Here is an 18398-nt window from a genome sequence, read left to right as displayed (position 1 = left end):
GGGCAGCCGCGAGGACGGCGCAGACGACGTAAGCACCGCAGGAACGAGCGCAGCGAGTGACGAGGAGCGCAACGAGTGTGCGCCNGGCGCAGACGACGTAAGCACCGCAGGAACGAGCGCAGCGAGTGACGAGGAGCGCAACGAGTGTGCGCCGTCCTCGCGGCTGGGGCTTTGGGGGTGTTCGTCGTCGATCTGCTCTCAGCCATTTATAAGCGAGCGGCTGGGGATTTGGGGGTGTTCGTCATCCGTCCGCGGCCGACTGTTTACAAAACAACGAGCGGAGATCCGGCCCCGGTCTATCGCTATTCGTCCAACGTAAGCGCCGCGAGCAGCGACTCCAGCTGGACCTGCTCGTTGGCGCCCTCGGCGATCCGGTAGTCGGCCTCGCCGATGCGCTCCATGAGCCGCACCGCCTCGCGCTCGCTCAGTTCGAACTCCCAGACGGAGCGGTGGAGCTGGTCGATCACGTCGCCGCCGGCCATCCCCGTCTCCGTGAGCAGCGTGTCGAGGGTCGACCGCGCCCGCGCGAAGTCGCCGTTCAGCGCGTCCGTCACCATCGACTCGATCTCCTCCGGGCGGGCGGTCGCCGTGATCGCGTACACGGCCTCCTCGTCGACGACGTCGCCGGTCGTCGCCGCCGCCTGGAGCGAGTTGATCGCGCGGCGCATGTCGCCGTCGGCCGCGTAGACGAGGGCGTCGACACCCGCGTCGGTCACCTCGATCTCCTCCGCGGCCGCGATCTCGCGGACCATCCCGCCGACCGCCTCGTCCGACAGCGGCGAGAACCGGAAGACGGCACAGCGCGACTGGATCGGGTCGATGATCTTCGACGAGTAGTTGCACGAGAGGATGAAGCGGGTGTTGTCGGAGAACTGCTCCATCGTGCGGCGGAGCGCTGACTGTGCATCATCCGTGAGGCTGTCGGACTCGTCGAGAAACACGATCCGGAAGTCGCCGCCGAACGACGAGCGCGCGAACCCCTTGATCCGGTCGCGGACGACGTCGATCCCGCGCTGGTCGGAGGCATTCAGCTCCAAGAAGTTGCCGCGCCAGTTGTCCTCGCCGTAGATCTCGCGGGCGATGGCGGTGGCGGCGGTGGTTTTTCCCACGCCCGCAGGCCCCGAAAAGAGCAGGTGGGGTACGTCGTCCTGCGCGATGTAGCTCTGGAGGCGCTCGACGATCTCCTCTTGGCCGTGGATGTCGTCGAGCGTCTGCGGCCGGTACTTCTCGATCCAGATCTCCCGCCCGGTCGCGGTCGCAGCCGCCTGCTCGTCGGCCTCGCTCATTACGCGATCCGAGGGTCGGCGGGGTGATAAACGAACCGAGACCGGCCCGCCTCCCTCGGGGTCAGTCGCTCCGCGAGAGCCGCTGGAGCTCGTAGGCAAACACCCAGACGCCCATCAGCACGCCGAGGGGGACGACCACCTCGGCGATCTCCCGCGACACCGGCAGCTCCGCGACGTCGACGAGCAGGTGCGTCGTCGTCGCGGCCATCTGCGCGAACAGCTCGTACTCCTCGCGGATCGTGTTCGTCAGCATCGACCCGACGACGAGCATCACCATCGCGGCGACGCCGTGGATCGTCCCCCGAATATGTGGCATAACCGTCATATCTGCGACGAGTGTCATAGGTGTTTCTCCCCTGGCAGACGCTCCGCCGGGGACGCGAGTTCGCTACGTCTGGACTCCGCTGGAAGGGTCGCGGTCCGCTTCCTACATCCGCCGCCGGACCGCCTCGTCGAAGGCGTTCGCCACGTCCGCGTCGGCCTCCCCGTCCCGCAGGCGCGCGCTCTCGGCCGCGTCGAACTCGGGCGCGAGCAGGACCGCGGCGGCGCCGGTCGCGACGGTCTCCGTCCGCCAGTCGACGTACGGCTCGCCGGCCCACTTCGGGAGATCGGCACGCAACACGGCGTTCCGCCAGGCGAACTCCCGGACTCCCCGCAGGCCGAGCAGCGCCAGCCTGTCGTCGAGGGGGTCGAACAACCGATCGATCCCGGCGATCCCCACCGCGTCGTAGGCCTCGACGAGCGCGTCCTGGGCGGTCTGGACGAGCCTGGCCAGAACCGCGTTGATGCGGTCGTGGTCCTCGAGTTTGGCGCCGCGGTCGGGGTCGATCCCCACGTCGCCGAGCGCGTACGTGAGGTCGTAGGTGATGTGCGCGTTGATGCCCAGCAGGGCGTCCTGCGCGACGACCGTCTCCCCGCGGGCCGCGCCGGCGAAGGCGAGCAGCCACGGCCGGGGAAGCGAGTCGAACGCTCGCCGCTCGAACGCGACCAGCGCCCGCCGGTAGCGCTCCGCGAAGGCGACGAGGTACGCGGCCGCCCACTCCGGATCGACGAACGCGCCGTCGTCGATCGCGTCCCGGACGGTCGCCGTCATCCGGCTGTACACCGTGAGGAACACCGCGCGCCGGTCGCCGCGCTCGCGGAGGTACGACTCGGTCCGCGCCAGCCGCTCGTCGACGTCGGCGACGGACGCGAACGGCTCCGACACCAGATCGAGCAGCGCCGGGTCCGGCTCGTCGTCCGCCAACGATTCGGCGACGTCGTCGGCCTCGACGTCGACCGTTTGCCGGATCCCGGCAAACAGCGCTCTCGCTTCCTCGGCGGTCGGGACGGCGGTGCGGATCGGGGTCATCGTGACGCGACGGCGGTCGCCGTCGGACCGCCCGGTACTCGGTCGGAGTCAAAGAGTGTTGCTGCCGGAACCGCGCCGCCGGCCTACGCGAACTCGTCGATCAGCTCGGGCACCACGTCGAAGAGGTCGCCGACGATCCCGTAGTCGGCGATGTCGAAGATGGGCGCGTTCGGGTCGGTGTTGATCGCGATTATCGTGTCCGACCCCTTCATCCCGGCGACGTGTTGGACCGCGCCGGAGATGCCGACCGCGATGTACACGTCCGGCGTGACGACCTTCCCCGACTGGCCGACCTGCCGGTTCTTCGGCAGCCAGCCGTTGTCGACGATCGGCCGCGAGGCCGAGAGGGTCGCGCCGAGCGCGTCCGCGAGCTCCTCGACGAGCTCGAGGTTCTCCTCCTCCTCGATGCCGCGGCCGACCGAGACGAGCACGTCGGCGTCCGCGATGTCGACGTCGCCGCCGCCGACCTCCTCGAAGCCCGTGACGCGGGCGCCCGACTCGGGGATCTCGACCTCGGCCGCCTCGACGGTCGCGTCGCCGACCCCCTCCGCGGGCGGCCACTCGCCGCCGCGGACGGTGAGCACGAAGCGGTCGCCGGCGACGTCGACGGTCGTCTCGACCTTCGAGCCGTACATCTCCCGGGTGACGGTGAGCCCGTCGTCGTACTCGATCCCGACCGCGTCGGTCACGACCGGGACGCCGAGGTCCTCGGCGAGGGCGGGCGCGTAGTCGAGCCCGTTGACGGAGTTCGGCAGCACCACCGCGCCGGCGTCGATCCGGTCCGCGAGCGTCGAGACGGCCGCCTGGTAGGCGTTGTGGTCGAACTCCTCGCCGTCGTCGACCGCGTGGATGGCGTCGACGCCCTCGCGGTTGACGTCCTCCGCGAACCCGTCGACGTCGCCGCCGACGACGGCCACGTGGAGGTCGCCGCCGCGCGCGTCGGCGAGCTCTCGCCCGGCCGTGATCGCCTCGTACGTCACGTCCCGGAGCGCGCCGCGGCGGTGTTCGGCGGCGACGAGCACGTCGGCCATCACGCGCCCACCCCCTTGTCCCGCAGGACCTCGGCAAGGCGACCCGCGGACTCGCCCGCGTCGCCCTCGATGATCTCCGCGTCGGACTCGCTCTCCGGCTCGTACATCTCGGTGATCGTCAGCGCGCTCTCGACGTCGTCCGCGGTCAGCCCGAGGTCGGACAGGTCCTTCGCGGCGATCTCCTTGCGCTGGGCCTGTCGGATCCCGCGGAGGCTCGCGTACCGCGGCTCGTTGAGCCCGGTCTGGACCGTCAACACGGCCGGGAGGTCGACGTCGGTCAGCTCCTCGACGCCGCCCTCCAGCTCTCGGTGGACGTGCGCCACGCCCGCGTCCGCGTCGACGTCGAGGTGGTTAACGACCGCGGCGTGTTCGAAGCCGATCCGCTCCGCGAGCGCGACGCCCGTCGCGCCGAAGCCGGTGTCCGCGGCCTGGACGCCGCCGAGGACCAGGTCCGGCTCCTCCTCGTCGACGACCGCCTCGAACAGGGCGACCTTCGAGGCGACGTCGGCGAACCCGCCGTCGAGCGCCTCGTCCCAGACGCGGACCGCGCGGTCGGCGCCCTTCGCGAGCGCCATGCGGATCGTCTCCTCGGCGCGCTCCGGCCCGACGGTGACGGTCACGACCTCGTCCGCGATCCCGGCCTCGGCGAGCTGGACGGCGGCCTCGACGGCGTAGTCGTCCCACTCGTTCAGGTCGTACTCGAGGTCGGACTCGGCGATGTCGGTCCCCTCGATGGCGAAGTCGTCGTCCGCCTCCGCGACCTCCTTGACGGTCACCAGAACTTTCATGATCGATACTCGGTCGCTCGCCCTGTAATGGTTTTCGGAACGGCCGACGGCGGACCAGCGGTTTCCGCGCGCCGCGATCGGGTCGCTACTCGTCTTCGCCTGCGTCGTCGCCGCCCGCCTCGTCGTCGGGCAGCGAGATGAGGTTCTCCCGGCCGAGCCGGAGCTTCTCGACGCGCCCCTCGTCGGCCATCGCCGAGAGCAGCTGCGACACCTTCGCGTCCGACCACCCGGTCTCGGCGACGATGTCGGCCTGCCGCATCCGGCCGCCGTTCGCGTCGAGGAGCCGCTCGACGCGCTCCTCGTCCGAGAGCAGCGAGAGGTCCTCCTCGTCGTCGTCCGCCGCTTCGGCCGCGGCCGCGCCGGCACCGGTCTCCGGAGCACCGCCCGCGCCCGGGTCGCCGGTCGGGTCCCGCTCGGCGCCGCTCGCCGCGCGCTCACCGCCGTTCGCGGCCGACTCGTCCGGCCCGCTCTCCCCGTCGTTGATCCGGCGGTACCCGACGACGCTTCCGGCCACGAGGGCCGCGGCGAGCACGATCGCGGCCATCAGCATCGTCCAGGGCGCACCCGCCCCCGCGGGCCCGTACACTATCACCACGGGCTCGCCTCCCTCGAACGTCTGGGGGCCCTCGATGATCACGTCGCCGTCCGAGAGCTGCGTCACGGCGCTGCTCGGCGTTCCGGTGACCGTGTACCCCTCCGGCGTCGCCACCTCCAGCGTCTGGCTCGCCTCGAGGCTGCGGAGCCACGTCTCGTTACCGGGCGTCGTCAGCGCGTCCCCGAGGACGAGGCTCTCGCCGTCCTGCGCCAGAAACGACGTCCAGGTGAAGCGGAGCCGGAGCTCGCCGACCGCGACCGCATCCTCCGTGGCGACGTCGAACTCGCCCGGGTCCTCGTGGACGACGACCTCGCGTTCGACGTCCTCGATCGCCATCGACCGGTCGACGTTCCGGTTCGCCTCACGGCGGAACCCCTCGAACAGCTCCGCGCTCGGGCCGACCTCGCCGTCGAGGAAGCGGTCGCCGGCGTCTCTGAACACCCTCGTCTCGTTCTCGTCCGCCAGCGAGTACCGGACCACGACGGTCCAGTCGGCGCTGCGGTCGGAGTTCAACGCGAGTCGGATCCGCGTCGTCGACGGCGACGTGATGCCGTCGCCGGTCTGCTGGCGGACCGTCGTCGAGCGGTCGTCGACCGACTCGCGGACGCGCGGTTCGTCACCGACGGCCGGCACGTGGGCCGGGGCGTCGTCCGCGGCGAGGGGGGAGGGGGTCGTGGTCGCACCGTCGGCCGCGCCGCCGGCGCTCGCGACCAGCGCGAGCGCGACGACAGCGACCAAGAGCGCGCGAAAGGCGGGGTTCCGCATACGTCTCGGGCCACTCGCGCGCCGGGCAAAACGCTTTCCATACGCTGTTTTTTGACAGGATTCCGGAACGAGTTCGGCTGCCGGACCCCGTTTGCCCCCGACGCCGACCCGCGCGGCTCCACCGGCCGCGGTTCGCCCGCGACGCCCGGCCGCACGACCCGCCGGGCGACCGCAGTGGGTGGACTTTTTGTGTCGCGGGTCGAACTCCAAGACGATGAGAGCCCTCCCCATCGCCGCGGTCGCGGTCCTGCTGCTCGTGGCCCCGGTCGCCGGCGTCACCGCGCCCGGCGCCGTCTCGCCGTCCACCGATTCGGCCCCGTCCATCGATTCGGCCCCGTCCACCGATTCGGCCGGTCCCGTCGACTCCCCGCTGTCCGCCGATTCGGCATCGACCGTCACCGGACAGACGACGCCGCAGATCGACACGGCGAACCTCACGTTCCGGACGCTCTCGACGCCGTCCGGGGCGGAGACGCGCGTCAGCGCGTACACTCGCGGCCCGGACCTCGGGTCGTCGCTCGGGTTCGCAACCGCCGACGCCGACGCCGCCTTCGAGACCGCGGCCGTCGTCGACCGGATCGAACGCGCCGAGGCGGGCGTCGAGCGCCAACAGCAGATCCTCGCGGAGCTCAACCGCGTCGAGCGCGCGGAGGTGGCGCTGAACAGCCGCCAGACCGCCGCCTTCAGCGCGCACGCGGCCGGCGAGATCAGCGACCGCGAACTGGTCGACGAGCTCGTCCGCGTGGCCGCGACCGCCCGCGAGTACGACGAGCGGCTCGACGCGATCGACGCGCTCGCCGAGTCGACGGACGGGTTCAGCTCGCCCGGCCGGCTCGACGAGCTCCAGGTGGCGCTCCAGGTGTACGAGGGGCCGGTCCGCGACCGAGCGCTCGCGGCCGCTCGCGGCCAGTCCTCACCGAACGAGCTGTACGTCGCGTCGAGTCAGGGCGCCGTCGTGCTCGCGACGGTCGTCGACGGCGAGTACGTCCGCGAGGTGTTCCGAACTGACCGCTGGGACCGCGGCGGCGGCGACATCTCGAACGACGCGGCGATCGAGATGACGGAGGCTGCCTACCCCGAGACGGCCGCGCTCCGCGAGCCGGACGCGTTCGGCGCGGGCTCCGTCCAGCGGATCACCATCCCGCACGAGGTCGGAACGCTCCGGACGTTCGTCAGCGGCGGCACCGAGCAGGTGTTCGTCGAACACCAGCGCATCGACCTGTCCGCGTTCCCCGACAGCGAGCCGGTCACGGCGGCGGGCGACGGGTTCAACGTCACCGTCGAACGGACGTATCCCGGCGGCCCGGTGACCGTGACCGTCCTCGACGACGAGACTGGCGAGCCGGTCCCCGACGTCACCGTCACCAAGTCGGTGGGCGACGGCGACAGCCAGACGATCGGGACGACCGACGAGGAGGGGGTCGTCCGGACGCTCTCGCCGGCCGAGACGTACCGAATCACGGTCGTCGACGAGCCCCGCGTCGTCGTCCTCGGCGACATCGAGCCCCTCCCGACGCCGCGGCCGGTCGACGACGAGTGACGGCCCGACTCGGGGCGTCGCCGCCCGGGCCGACCCTTTTACCCGAAACCGCCGCAGTGCCGCCGTGCCACCAGTCGTCCGTCGCGCCCGAGGGATGGCGCCCGTCGCGGGCGTGCTGCTCATCGCGATCACGGTCGTGTTGGCCGGCGGCGTCGCGGCCGCCACGCTCGACGGCTCGACCGCGACGGTACCGCCGTCGGCGGCCCTGTCGTTGTCAGCGACCGACGACCGGATCGCGATCGACCACCGCGGCGGCGACCCGATCGACGTCTCCGCGGTGACGATCCGCGTCAGCGTCGACGGCGAACCGCTCGACGAACAGCCGCCGGTCCCGTTCTTCTCGGCCGCGGGCTTCCATCCCGGACCGACGGGGGCGTTCAACTCCGCGGGCGGCGACACGCTGCGCGCCGGGGAGACGGCGACGTTCCGCGTCGCGGACACCAACGACCCGACGCTCGAACCAGGCCGGCGAGTCACCGTCGAAATCACGGCCGACGGCCGGCCGGTCGCGACGCTGGAGGCGTTCGTCGACACGGGGTGAGAACGCGCGTCTCGGACGGATCGGTTCCGACGCCGCTACTCGGCGTCTGGCGCCGTCGACGCGGACTCCTCGGCGCCCGCCGCCGAACCGTCGACCCCCTCGTCGCTGCCCGGGACGCGAGCGACGGTCGTGATCGCTCTCGGACTCTGGGGCGTCGCCCGCTGGATGTGGTGTTCGAACTCCTCGTAGCCGGCCGCCTCGAACATCCGGTCTGCCTCGTCGGCGTCGTAGAACAGCATGATCGCGTCCGCCACCCGCTGGAGGATCGGGTTGTGCGGGTAGTCGGGCCCGACGACGAGCACCTGGCCGCCCGGCTTCGCGACCCGCCGGAGCTCGCGCAGCCCTTCGACGGGGTTCGGCCAGTACTCGATGGAGCCGGACGACCAGACCACGTCGAACGCGTCGTCGCGGAACGGGAGCCGCTCGGCGTCGCCCCGGTAGAAGTTCACCCTGTCGTGCTTCCCGAACTTCTCGAACGCCTTCTCCATCTGGTGGACGCTCTGGTCGAGCCCGTGGACGTCGTCGGCGTGTTCGAGCAGTCCCTCGGTGCCGAACCCGGTCCCGCAGCCCACGTCGAGCACCGTCGGGTCGTCGCCGAACTCCAGCCACGAGAGCGCCTCCGCCCGCATCTCTTCGTTCCAGTTGAAACGGTTGATCCGGTCGTACACCTTCGAGAGGTACTTGTAGAAGAGCCGGGCGTTCGACTTGTCCTCGAGGATCCCCATTTACCGGTTCCTTGGGCCGGCGGCCCCATAACGACACGGATCCGGGAGCGGGATCCGAGTCGGATCCCCGGCCGAGGCCCAGGGGACGACCGCACCGGTCCGCTTCCGACCGGCTTTTCCGGCCGCCGTCCCACCGTCGGATATGGACCCGACGACGAGCGGCCGGTTCCGCGTTCACGACCGCCGCCGGCGGCCGGACATCGACGACGAGTCGGACGGGGCCGACTCGGCCGCGACCCCCGACGACGCCGAGGAGTTCGTCCTCGTCGAACTTGCGGACGAGCCGGTCGACCCGACGGCCCCCGACGCCGAGGACCGCTTCGACCCCCTCTACGCCACCGCGGAGGGGTACGAGGGCGACCTCGCCGAGGCCGTCGACGCGCTCCGCCCCGGGTTCGTCGTCGACGCGACGCTGGTGTGGACCGACGGCTCCGCGCGCTTCCGCGAGGTCGAGGTCGTCCGCGAGACGCGGTTCCGCTTCGCCGACGGCGTCGAGGGGATGTTCGAGGCGGCCGTCGAGACCTGGCGGCAGATCCGCGCCGAGGGGGAGCCCGTCGGCTCGATCACGACCCGCTCGAACGACGGCGACCCCAACGGCGCCTTATACCTCTTCGCCGATGCGCCCGGCAGCGACACCTTCGACGAGGTTCGGACGGGGCGGCTCCCGATCGAACCGCTCGTCGCGCGCGTGAACGATTCACGCGACGGCGACGACCCGCGAGAGGTGTTCGTGTTACGCCCCGCGGAACACGAGTTCGTCGCCGTCTACGTCGTCTTCGACCGCGACGGCGTCCTCGCGCAGACGGTTCGAGACACCTACGACCTCGGCCCCGGCCTCGCCGCGGGGCTCGACGCGAGCTATCCGGGCGGCGACGGCGGCGACCCCACCGCCCCCGGCGGTTCGGACGGGAGCGGCGACTCGGACAGGAGCGGCGACTCGGGCGCGGACGACGACTTCGACGACGACCTCGACGACGACTTCGACGCGCTCGACCGCCTGTAGCCAGCCTCGCCGCTCCTCTCGCGACCCGCTGCGGTGCCTACAGCCAGTCCGCGTCGGGGTCGACCCGACCGTCGGGCGTCTCGCTGTTCAACACGGCCGCCACGTCGGCGGCGCCGCTCCGGTTCAGGTCGTCTCTCGCCTCCTCGCTGTACCACGCCGCGTGCGGCGTGACCACGGTATCGTCGCGGCCGACGAGCGGGTCGTCCTCGGGCGGCTCCTCGGCGAGCACGTCGAGGCCGGCGGCCTTGACCTCGTCCGCCTCCAGCGCGTCGAGCAGGGCCTCGGCGTCGACGACCGGGCCGCGGCTCACGTTGACGACGACCGAGTCCTCGCTCAGCCGCGCCAGCGCGTCCGCGTCGACGATCCCCCGCGTCGCGTCCGTCAGGGGCGCGTAGACGCCGACGTGGTCGGCCCTGTCGAACAACGCGTCGAAGTCGACCTTCTCGACGCCGTAGTCGGCCATCTCCTCCGCGTCGACGAACGGGTCGTACGCGACGAGGTCGGCGCCGAACCCGGAGAGCTGCTCGGCCGCCCGCTTCGCGATCGGGCCGAACGAGAGCAGTCCGACGGTCGACGCGCTCACGCGCCGAGTCGGGACGCCGGCTTCCCAACTCCACCCGCCGGCCGCGACCGCGTCGTCGTACGGCTTCAGCGATCGCAGGCAGGCGAGCAGCAGCGAGACCGAGTGGGTCGCCACCTCCTCGGTGCAGTAGTCGGGGACGCGCGTGACGGTGACGCCGCGTTCCGCGGCCGCGACCACGTCGATGTTGTCGACGCCGACCGCCGACCGTACCACGACGTCGAGGTCGGCGGCGTCGAGCGCCGCCTCGGTGACCGGCGTGTTGATGTCGGTGACGACCGCGTCGGCGCCGGCCGCCGCCTCGATCAGCCGCTCCGTCGACCCCATCTCCGCGACTTCGACCTCGACCGGCTCGTCGACGGCGTCGGCGAGGACCTCGCGGTACGTCTCGGGGTCTATCATCGGGAACGCCGACAGCACGACTCTGGGCATGCGCCGCGGTTCGCCCCCGACCCACTTGACGGCTGTCACTGACGCCGTCAGGCCCTCGTACGTCCGTTTCGATCGTGATGGACCTCGGAGGGGCGCGGCGCGTTCCGATGGCTCTTTGCGGTCGCCGGCCGTACGACCCCCCGTGAGCGAGGACAGTTCGAAGCCGCCGATGCTGGTTCTCCTGGAGTCGCTGTCGTTTTACCGCAACGTCCGCGTCGGCGCGGCGGCCGGCGCGCTGCTTGCGGCGGTCTTGTACCTCGTCAGGACTTTCGAGCTGCTCGGACCGGTGATAGACACGCGCGACTACCCGCTGTTCGGCCCGGACGTCTGGTTCCTCCTGCTCGCGTTCGTGCTGGCGGCGACGTCGGCGCTGTCGGTGGCGGTCGCCCTCACGATAGCGGCGGCGGTCCGCGGCGCACGCGAGGGCGGGGCGGAGCGGCCGGAGTAGCCGGACGCCGCGGAGCGACAGGCGCGACGGAGACGCGCCGCTCGCACTCATCGGTGCGGATGCGTAAAAACGGAGGCCGTGCGGACGACGGGAAACGGAGCGTCAGTCGGCGGTACAGGAGGCCTCGCTCTCGTCGGCGGTGAACTCCTGAGCCGGTTCCGTGAGCTTGTAGAGATTCTGTCTGGCGTCCGCGAAGTAGACGTCCTCGTCGACGACGCCGATCCCCTCGAGCCGTTCGAGCGCGTATCGGACGGTGCGGGCCGACAGCATCGACTCTTGGACGATCCCCTTCTGGGTCAACGGTCCGTTGTACTCGAGCACCTTGAAGACGAGTTTGGCGCTCGGTGGGAGGTCGTCGAGCCCCTCCGTTTGAGTTCCTTCCATCGTTACGATTCGAAACCGCACACGCTCATAAATGTTGATGGAGCATGGCCGTCTGAGCGCCGTTCACCGGTAAAAACGGCCGCATTTCGCGCCATAATCCAGCAAAAAACACCGGTAACCGGCCGCTGGACTGACCAGTCAGTCAGCGATTTAGCTCGCGCGCGCCTCGGCCGCGCCGTCGCGAGCCGGCCCGACGAGCGGAGCGGCACCGGCGGCACCGGCGGCGCCCCGTCGCGGTCGCGGGCGGCGGCCGGAACGAACGGCTTTTCACGGGCGCTCGCGGATCCGAAGGCATGAGCGACGATTCGGGCCTGTCCGACCACGCGCGTGGCGTGGTCGTCACGACCATCTGCTGTCTCGCCGGGATCGCGGCCGGCGTCGTCTCGGCCGTCTACGTCGGCACCGATCCGGCGTCCGCCGCGAGCACCACTGCGGTGTTCGTGCTCGGCGCGTTCGTCATCGCCCAGTACCCGATATACAAGGCCGTCGGCGTCGGCGACCTCGGGATCAAAGACAACCTCTACGTGGCGTTTCTCACGTTCACCCTCTGGTTCATCAGCTACACCGTCCTGCTGACGTCCGCCGTCGACCTGGGGGTCTGAGATGGCCGACGACAGCATCGCGGTCGTGGACCTCGATCGGTGCCAGCCCGACCGCTGTAACTACGAGTGCATGAAGGACTGCCCGCCCAACCGGACGGGCAAGGAGTGCATCACGGAGCGGGGCGAGGACACCGAGGAGGGCGACCCGGAGCAGATCCACATCTCCGAGGAGATCTGCTTGGGCGAGACCTGTGGCATCTGCGTCAACTCCTGCCCGTTCGACGCGATCGAGATCATCAACCTCCCCTCCGAGCTCGACGACGACCCGGTCCACCGCTACGGCGACAACGCCTTCTCGCTGTACGGCCTCCCGACCCCCGAGCCCGGCAGCGTCACCGGTATCCTCGGCCCGAACGGGATCGGGAAGTCGACCGCGGTCCACGCGCTCGCCGGCGAGATGGTCCCGAACCTCGGCGACCACGCGGCCGACGGCGACTGGGAGCGCGTCCTCGACCGCTTCCGCGGCACCGGGCTCCAGAACTACCTCGAGTCGCTGCGCGACGGCGACGTGACCGTCGCGCGCAAGCCGCAGTACGTCGACCAGATCCCGAACCAGTTCGACGGCAACACCCGCGAGCTGTTGGAGCGCACCGACGAGCGCGGCGCGCTCGACGACCTCGTCGACCGGCTCAACATCCGCCCGGTGATGGACCAGGACATCGACTCCATCTCCGGCGGCGAGCTCCAGCGCGTCGCCATCGCGGCCTGTCTCGCCCGCGACGCCGACTTCTACTTCCTCGACGAGATCACGCCGTACCTCGACATCGGCCAGCGGATGATCGTCGCCCGGCTCATCCGCGAGCTGGCGGACGACGACGCCGCCGACCGCTCGATGCTCGTCGTCGAACACGACCTCGCCATCCTCGACCTGCTCGCGGACACCCTCCACGTCGCGTACGGTGAGCCCGGCGCGTATGGTGTCATCACCGACCCGAAGTCGGTCCGCAAGGGGATCAACGAGTACCTGAAGGGGTACCTCGACAACGAGAACATGCGGATCCGCCCGTCGGCGATCACCTTCGAGGAGCACGCGCCGCGGGTCGCCTCCCGGAGCGAGACGCTGATCGAGTACCCCGACCTGCGGAAGTCCTACGGCGACGGCGAGTTCGAGCTCCGCGTCGAGGGCGGCGAGATCAACCGCTCCGAGGTGCTGGGCGTCGTCGGCCCGAACGGGATCGGGAAGTCCACGCTCGCGCAGCTGTTCACGGGCGATCTGGAGCCCGACGAAGGGGAGCTCGACTTCGCGCTCGACATCTCCTACAAGCCGCAGTACATCGACATCGACCGGCACATGCGGGTCGACGCGTTCCTCTCCTCGATCACGGACGAGTTCGGCTCCTCCTACTGGAACACCGAGATCGCGCAGCCGCTCCAGCTGGAGCGCGTGATGGAGCAGAACCTCTCGGACCTCTCGGGCGGGGAGCGCCAGCGCGTCGCCATCGCTGCCTGCCTCTCCGACGACGCCGACCTCTACCTGCTCGACGAGCCCTCCGCGCACCTCGACGTCGAGCAGCGCGTGCGGGCGACGACCGCGATCCGCCGGTACGCCGAGAACCACGACGCGACCGTGATGGTGATCGACCACGACATCTACATGATCGACCTGCTCGCGGACCGGCTGATGGTGTTCGACGGCGAGCCGGCCGAGCGCGGGCGCGCCGCGCCGCCGCAGGACATGCGCGACGGGATGAACGAGTTCCTCGCCGACCTCGAGATCACCTTCCGCCGCGACGAGCGCACCGGCCGCCCCCGGATCAACAAGCCGGGGTCGCAGCTCGACAGCCAGCAGAAGCGCGACGGCGAGTACTACTACTCCGGCTGAGGCGGTCGCCGCTACCCCGAGCTTTTCCACGCCCGACGCCGGACCCGCCGGTATGCCAGAGACGGACGCCGACCTGTTCGGCATGACGTGGGAAGAGGCGGGGGACGCGATCGACGACGCCGACTTCGCGGTCCTCCCGACCGGCAGCATCGAGCAGCACGGCCCGCACCTCCCGGTGTCGACCGACACGCTCCGCGCGGACCACCTCACCGCCGAGCTCGTGGACGCCGCCGACGAGTTCGACCTCGACCTGCTGCGGCTCCCGACGCTGCCGTACGGGCAGTCGGAACACCACATGCGGTTCCCGGGGACCGTCACCCTCTCGACGGAGACGTACGTCGACGTGGTCCGGCAGATCGGCGAGTCGGTGGCCGAACACGGCGTCGACCGGCTGCTAATAGTAAACTGCCACGGCGGGAACCGCGAGCCGCTGTCGGTCGCGGCCGACCGGCTCGGCCGCGACACCGACCTCACGGTCCACTTCGTCCACTGGACGGACTTCGCGCGCGAGGATCTGGAGGAGGCGTACGGCGAGGGATGGGGTCACGCCGGCGACCACGAGACGAGCTTCGTCGAGCTGTACCGCCCGGACCTCGTCCGGTCCGAGAAGAAGGAGCCGCAGGAAGCCGACGAGATGCCCCGAACGCGGAGCTACGAGTACTTCGACGCTGTCTCTTATACACATCTNGGAGCTACGAGTACTTCGACGAGGTGACCGAACTGGGCGGGCTCGGCGACCCGACGAACAGCGACCCGGACGCGCTCGAACCGATCGTCGCCGCGACGACCCGCGAGATCCTCGGCGCGCTCGTCGAGGACCTCGACGCGGGCTGGTGAGCGCCGCGGCTCCGCGCGCCGGCGGTGTGCCGACGCGCCCGCTCGCGCGCGGCCCTCTCCGCGATCCGATCCGCGGTATCGAAGCGATTAAGCCCGGAACACGCGAACGCCGGCACATGCACCACCTCATCATCCGCGGCGACCCCGACATCCGGAAGGACGCGGTGATCGAGCACGACGGCGAGGAGCTGGTCTGTTTCGGTATCAACGTTCAGGGCGGCTGGCACGGCCCGGACGAGCCGCAGCTCTGGTGTACCGTCGGCACCGAGGACGAGCGCGAGGCGTACGACAAACGCGAGTACGTCCCCCACTGGCTCGACGTCGAGACGGTCGACGCCGAGGACCTGAACGTGATCAAAGCGAAGGGCGAACTCTCCGTTTAAAATCCTCAAACGAACGCTTTTCGCCGGCTCTCCTCACTCCTCCACCGGCGGGTCCGCCAGCCACGCCTCGATGGCGCCGGCCATCGCGCCGCGCCGGTGGATCGTCCCCGCCTCGGGGTCGACGACGGTGCTCTCGGTGCCGGGCGCCTCCCCGTCGTCGATCACGGCGGCGACGCCCCCGCGGATCCGGTCGTCGAGGTCGGCCGGGTCCGTGACGCTGCCCGTCCCCGAGACGTTGGCGCTCGTCGCGGTGAGCGGGCCGGTCTCGTCGAGCAGCGCCCGCGCGAGGTCGTGGTCCGGCACGCGGATCCCGACGCGGTCGCGCCCGGCGGTGAGCGCGTCGGGCACCGGGTCGCCGCGCTCGACGACGACGGTCACCGGTCCCGGGAGGAACGCCCGCGCGAAGGCGACCGCACGCTCGGTCGGCCGGGCGTAGCGGAGCGCGTCGTCGACGCTCGCGACGCCGAGCGAGAGCGGGTTCGACCGGTCGCGGCCTTTCAGGTCGAAGACGCGTTCGACGGCGTCGGCGTCGAGCGCGTCGGCGCCCAGCCCGTACACCGTCTCGGTCGGGTAGACGACGAGCTCGCCGCGGTCGACGGCGGCGGCCGCCGCGCGCAGCTCGTCGGATCGGTCCGGTCGGTCGTCGCTCGTGTCGGCGGTCACGCGCGGTAGTTCGGCGGCGAGTTGAAAAAGGGTGACGAGTGTGTGCGATCCCGGAATCGCTCGAGAGGGAATCGCTTTCCCGATCAGTCGACGAGGTCGGCGACCGCGTCGCCGATCGCCTCGGCGTCGGGGAACTCGGGGTGTTCGCTCGCGACCCACGCGTACTCGACGGTGCGGTCGGAATCGAGGAGGAAGACGGCGGGGCGGCTCTCCGTGATCCCCGTCATCCCGTCGATCTCGTGCGCGAGGCCGTACTCCTCGACCACGGCCGCGCCCGGGTCGGAGAAGATCCGGACGCCGTCGCCGCGCTCGGCGAGCAGGCGCTTGTGGGCGTACGGCGTCGAGATGGAGACGCCGAGGACGTCGAGGTCGTCGCTCCACCCGTGGTCGTCGACCGTGTTGTAGAGGTAGGTGCCCTGGAACGTCCCGTCCATCGGGTGGAACAGGAGCAGCGTCGGGCCGTCGACGACGTCGTCGAGCGCGCGGTCCTCCCAGTACTCGCCGTTCACGAGCGGGCGGGTGAAGTCGGGCGCCGTGTCGCCCTCGGCGACGTGGTCCGTCTCGGGCAGGGAGACGACGTCGAAGTCGACCATCTCAGGCACCTCCCTCGCCGTAGGTCCCCTTCAGGTACTCGACGATGTTCGCGCTCTCGGACATGGTGACGCCGGTCTCGCGGTCGACGATCGCCGGGACGCTCCGGGCGCCGGAGACGCGCTTGACGACGTTGCGCTCGGAGTGCATCGGCTCGACGTACCGGGAGCGGTACTCGAGCCCGAGCTCGTTCAGCGTCCGGACCACGCGCTCGCAGAACGGACACGCCTGGAGCCGGTACAGGGTGATCTGTGGATCGCTCATGCCGCGTGATTCGCCCGCGAGACGGGTAATCGTGTCGGCAGCGGCACCCTCGGGGGCGGTTGATCTCCGCGACCGACGAGGCGGAGGCCTCGGCGGCGGTCGGACCGCGTCGGGGGTAGCCGAAGGGAACGCTTTAATCGCGGGGCGACGGATGACAAACGAATATGGGCTTGTCGTCTAGCGCGCCGGTGGTCGACCTCCTCCAGATACCGATGCCGGGCGATAGCGTCGTGACCGTCCTCGGGGCCGTCGCGATCCTCGTGTTGGTCGGGCTCTCAGCGTTCTTCTCCTCGTCCGAGATCGCGATGTTCTCGCTCCCGCAACACCGCATCGACAGCCTCGTCGACGAGGGGGTGACCGGGGCGGAGACGATCCGCGAGATGAAACAGAACCCCCACCGGCTGCTGGTGACGATCCTCGTCGGCAACAACATTGTCAACGTGGCGATGACCTCCATCGCCACCGCGCTGTTCGGGATCTACCTCTCCCGCGGCCAGTCGGTGCTGGCGACGACGTTCGGGATCACGACGCTCGTGCTGATCTTCGGCGAGAGCGCGCCCAAGTCGTACGCCGTCGAGAACACCGAGTCGTGGGCGCTCCGGATTGCCCGGCCGCTGAAGGCCTCCGAGTACGCGCTGTACCCGCTCGTCGTCCTCTTCGACTACATCGTCAAGGGGGTCAACAGCATCATCGGCGGCTCGGCGGCCATCGAGTCGACGTACGTCACCCGCGACGAGATCCAGGACATCATCGAGACCGGCGAGCGCGAGGGCGTCATCGAGGAGGAGGAGCGGGAGATGCTCGACCGCATCTTCCGCTTCAACAACACCATCGCCAAGGAGGTGATGACGCCGCGGCTCGACGTCACCGCGGTGGCGAAGGAAGACTCAGTCGAGGAGGCGATCGAGACGTGTATCCAGGCCGACCACGAGCGCGTCCCCGTCTACGAGGGGAACCTCGACAACATCATCGGCGTGGTCACCGTGCGCGACCTGGTCCGCGAGCTGCGCTACTCCGAGGGGACGCCCTCCTTAGAGCGCGTCGTCAAGCCCACGCTCCACGTCCCCGAGTCGAAGAACGCCGACGAGCTGCTCGCCGAGATGCAGGACAACCGCCTCCAGATGGTCACGGTCATCGACGAGTTCGGGACCACGGAGGGGATCATCACCCTCGAAGACATGGTCGAGGAGATCGTCGGCGAAATTCTGGAGGGCGACGAGGAGGCGCCGGTGGAGTTCGTCGACGACAACGTCGCGGTCGTTCAGGGCGAGGTGAACATCGACGAGGTCAACGAGATCCTCGGGATCGACCTCCCCGAGGGCGAGGAGTTCGAGACGCTCGCCGGCTTCGTCTTCAACCGCGCCGGGCGCCTCGTCGAGGAGGGCGAGGAGATCGAGTTCGACGAGATCCGGATCCGCATCGAGCGCGTCGACAACACCCGGATCATGTCCGCGCGCGTCACCGTCCTCGACGGCGACGCGCGGGCAAAGGGGTCGAGCGCCCCGGTCGAGGCGGCCGACTCGACCGACGAGGGCGAGGCGGTCGAGGCGGACGGCGACGGCGAACCCGCGCAGAGCGACGCGGAATAGGACGGGGAGTACGAGGGGTTCGGAGAGCGGAGCGGTTGTTTATAAACGGCTGCTGGCGTTTCAGTGTCAAACGCGGGCGAAGTTCCAGCCGTTTATTTATAAGTAGTTGACAGCCGGGAGCTGAAGGACACCGACGAAATTCCAGCAGTTCGCTTATAAATGGCTGATAACGGATCGA

The 18398-nt window shown here is 70.2% G+C and carries 22 protein-coding genes; 10 read left to right on the top strand and 12 right to left on the bottom strand.

The window, feature by feature from the left end; translation table 11 throughout:
- Nucleotides 1-302 precede the first annotated feature (302 nt).
- The 6 genes from C470_RS06470 to C470_RS06445 form a co-directional block, all read right to left on the bottom strand.
- On the bottom strand, nucleotides 303-1286 hold the full coding sequence (locus C470_RS06470) for a replication factor C small subunit (protein WP_004599610.1): 984 nt from the start codon (nucleotides 1284-1286) through the stop codon (nucleotides 303-305).
- 61 nt (nucleotides 1287-1347) lie between these two features.
- Nucleotides 1348-1602 (bottom strand): hypothetical protein, encoded by a 255-nt coding sequence (locus C470_RS06465; RefSeq protein WP_193365832.1) that lies wholly within the window; start codon nucleotides 1600-1602, stop codon nucleotides 1348-1350.
- Nucleotides 1603-1713: 111 nt separating this feature from the next.
- Complete coding sequence (locus C470_RS06460; protein ID WP_008366042.1) at nucleotides 1714-2637, bottom strand: DUF5995 family protein; 924 nt, start codon at nucleotides 2635-2637, stop codon at nucleotides 1714-1716.
- A gap of 83 nt (nucleotides 2638-2720) precedes the next feature.
- Nucleotides 2721-3668, bottom strand: a complete 948-nt coding sequence (locus tag C470_RS06455; RefSeq protein ID WP_008366040.1) for an electron transfer flavoprotein subunit alpha/FixB family protein — start codon at nucleotides 3666-3668, stop codon at nucleotides 2721-2723.
- Entirely contained in the window at nucleotides 3668-4456 is a 789-nt protein-coding gene (locus tag C470_RS06450; protein ID WP_007344941.1) for an electron transfer flavoprotein subunit beta/FixA family protein, read from the bottom strand. Before C470_RS06450 ends, C470_RS06455 begins: the two co-directional genes overlap by 1 nt.
- 85 nt (nucleotides 4457-4541) lie before the next feature.
- Nucleotides 4542-5816, bottom strand: a complete 1275-nt coding sequence (locus C470_RS06445) for a helix-turn-helix transcriptional regulator (protein WP_008366038.1) — start codon at nucleotides 5814-5816, stop codon at nucleotides 4542-4544.
- Between the two features lie 214 nt (nucleotides 5817-6030).
- On the opposite strand from C470_RS06445, the gene C470_RS06440 reads away from it, so the two are divergent.
- Both C470_RS06440 and C470_RS06435 read left to right on the top strand, forming a co-directional pair.
- Entirely contained in the window at nucleotides 6031-7356 is a 1326-nt protein-coding gene (locus C470_RS06440; RefSeq protein WP_008366037.1) for a DUF7094 domain-containing protein, read from the top strand.
- Nucleotides 7357-7450: 94 nt separating this feature from the next.
- Nucleotides 7451-7897, top strand: a complete 447-nt coding sequence (locus C470_RS06435) for a type IV pilin (protein ID WP_008366035.1) — start codon at nucleotides 7451-7453, stop codon at nucleotides 7895-7897.
- Between the two features lie 35 nt (nucleotides 7898-7932).
- Here C470_RS06435 and C470_RS06430 read toward each other — a convergent pair whose 3' ends face one another.
- Nucleotides 7933-8622 carry a methyltransferase domain-containing protein gene (locus C470_RS06430; protein WP_004598017.1) on the bottom strand — a complete coding sequence of 230 codons (690 nt, stop codon included), beginning with the start codon at nucleotides 8620-8622 and terminating at the stop codon, nucleotides 7933-7935.
- A gap of 142 nt (nucleotides 8623-8764) precedes the next feature.
- Here C470_RS06430 and C470_RS06425 point away from each other — a divergent pair, with 142 nt between their 5' ends.
- Nucleotides 8765-9625, top strand: a complete 861-nt coding sequence (locus C470_RS06425) for a DUF6663 family protein (protein ID WP_008366033.1) — start codon at nucleotides 8765-8767, stop codon at nucleotides 9623-9625.
- 37 nt (nucleotides 9626-9662) lie between these two features.
- Here C470_RS06425 and C470_RS06420 read toward each other — a convergent pair whose 3' ends face one another.
- A complete protein-coding gene (locus C470_RS06420; protein ID WP_049908610.1) occupies nucleotides 9663-10637 on the bottom strand; it encodes a C-terminal binding protein in 975 nt (324 codons plus the stop codon).
- 142 nt (nucleotides 10638-10779) lie between these two features.
- On the opposite strand from C470_RS06420, the gene C470_RS06415 reads away from it, so the two are divergent.
- On the top strand, nucleotides 10780-11085 hold the full coding sequence (locus C470_RS06415) for a DUF7536 family protein (protein ID WP_004598014.1): 306 nt from the start codon (nucleotides 10780-10782) through the stop codon (nucleotides 11083-11085).
- A gap of 102 nt (nucleotides 11086-11187) precedes the next feature.
- Here C470_RS06415 and C470_RS06410 read toward each other — a convergent pair whose 3' ends face one another.
- The gene (locus tag C470_RS06410) at nucleotides 11188-11469 is read right to left on the bottom strand and encodes a MarR family transcriptional regulator (RefSeq protein WP_004598013.1); all 282 of its coding nucleotides are present in this window, start codon (nucleotides 11467-11469) and stop codon (nucleotides 11188-11190) included.
- Between the two features lie 293 nt (nucleotides 11470-11762).
- Between C470_RS06410 and C470_RS06405 the strand changes: the two genes are divergently transcribed.
- The 5 genes from C470_RS06405 to C470_RS06390 all read left to right on the top strand — a co-directional run bounded on the left by C470_RS06405 (nucleotide 11763) and on the right by C470_RS06390 (nucleotide 15113).
- Entirely contained in the window at nucleotides 11763-12071 is a 309-nt protein-coding gene (locus C470_RS06405; protein ID WP_004598012.1) for an EMC6-like membrane protein, read from the top strand.
- Between the two features lies 1 nt (nucleotide 12072).
- Nucleotides 12073-13893: a ribosome biogenesis/translation initiation ATPase RLI gene (locus tag C470_RS06400; RefSeq protein WP_008366028.1), complete on the top strand. Its 1821-nt coding sequence runs from the start codon at nucleotides 12073-12075 to the stop codon at nucleotides 13891-13893.
- A 52-nt stretch (nucleotides 13894-13945) separates the two neighbouring features.
- Nucleotides 13946-14608 carry a creatininase family protein gene (locus tag C470_RS06395; protein WP_008366027.1) on the top strand — a complete coding sequence of 221 codons (663 nt, stop codon included), beginning with the start codon at nucleotides 13946-13948 and terminating at the stop codon, nucleotides 14606-14608.
- Nucleotides 14605-14730, top strand: coding sequence for a hypothetical protein (locus tag C470_RS16465; RefSeq protein WP_008366024.1), 126 nt, complete (start codon nucleotides 14605-14607; stop codon nucleotides 14728-14730). Before C470_RS06395 ends, C470_RS16465 begins: the two co-directional genes overlap by 4 nt.
- A 116-nt stretch (nucleotides 14731-14846) precedes the next feature.
- Complete coding sequence (locus C470_RS06390; protein WP_007344932.1) at nucleotides 14847-15113, top strand: HAH_0734 family protein; 267 nt, start codon at nucleotides 14847-14849, stop codon at nucleotides 15111-15113.
- A gap of 33 nt (nucleotides 15114-15146) precedes the next feature.
- Here the strand turns inward: C470_RS06390 and C470_RS06385 are convergent, their stop codons facing one another.
- The 3 genes from C470_RS06385 to C470_RS06375 all read right to left on the bottom strand — a co-directional run bounded on the left by C470_RS06385 (nucleotide 15147) and on the right by C470_RS06375 (nucleotide 16631).
- Nucleotides 15147-15776: an L-threonylcarbamoyladenylate synthase gene (locus tag C470_RS06385; RefSeq protein ID WP_008366022.1), complete on the bottom strand. Its 630-nt coding sequence runs from the start codon at nucleotides 15774-15776 to the stop codon at nucleotides 15147-15149.
- 83 nt (nucleotides 15777-15859) lie between these two features.
- Nucleotides 15860-16369, bottom strand: a complete 510-nt coding sequence (locus tag C470_RS06380; protein ID WP_004598007.1) for a redoxin domain-containing protein — start codon at nucleotides 16367-16369, stop codon at nucleotides 15860-15862.
- 1 nt (nucleotide 16370) lies between these two features.
- On the bottom strand, nucleotides 16371-16631 hold the full coding sequence (locus tag C470_RS06375) for a glutaredoxin family protein (protein WP_004598006.1): 261 nt from the start codon (nucleotides 16629-16631) through the stop codon (nucleotides 16371-16373).
- A 164-nt stretch (nucleotides 16632-16795) separates the two neighbouring features.
- Here C470_RS06375 and C470_RS06370 point away from each other — a divergent pair, with 164 nt between their 5' ends.
- The gene (locus tag C470_RS06370; RefSeq protein WP_049902297.1) at nucleotides 16796-18220 is read left to right on the top strand and encodes a hemolysin family protein; all 1425 of its coding nucleotides are present in this window, start codon (nucleotides 16796-16798) and stop codon (nucleotides 18218-18220) included.
- Nucleotides 18221-18398: the final 178 nt, after the last annotated feature.

The sequence above is a fragment of the Halorubrum distributum JCM 13561 genome (assembly GCF_000337395.1).
Taxonomy (GTDB): Archaea; Halobacteriota; Halobacteria; order Halobacteriales; family Haloferacaceae; genus Halorubrum; species Halorubrum distributum.
This window is presented reverse-complemented; position numbering and strand designations above follow the sequence as displayed.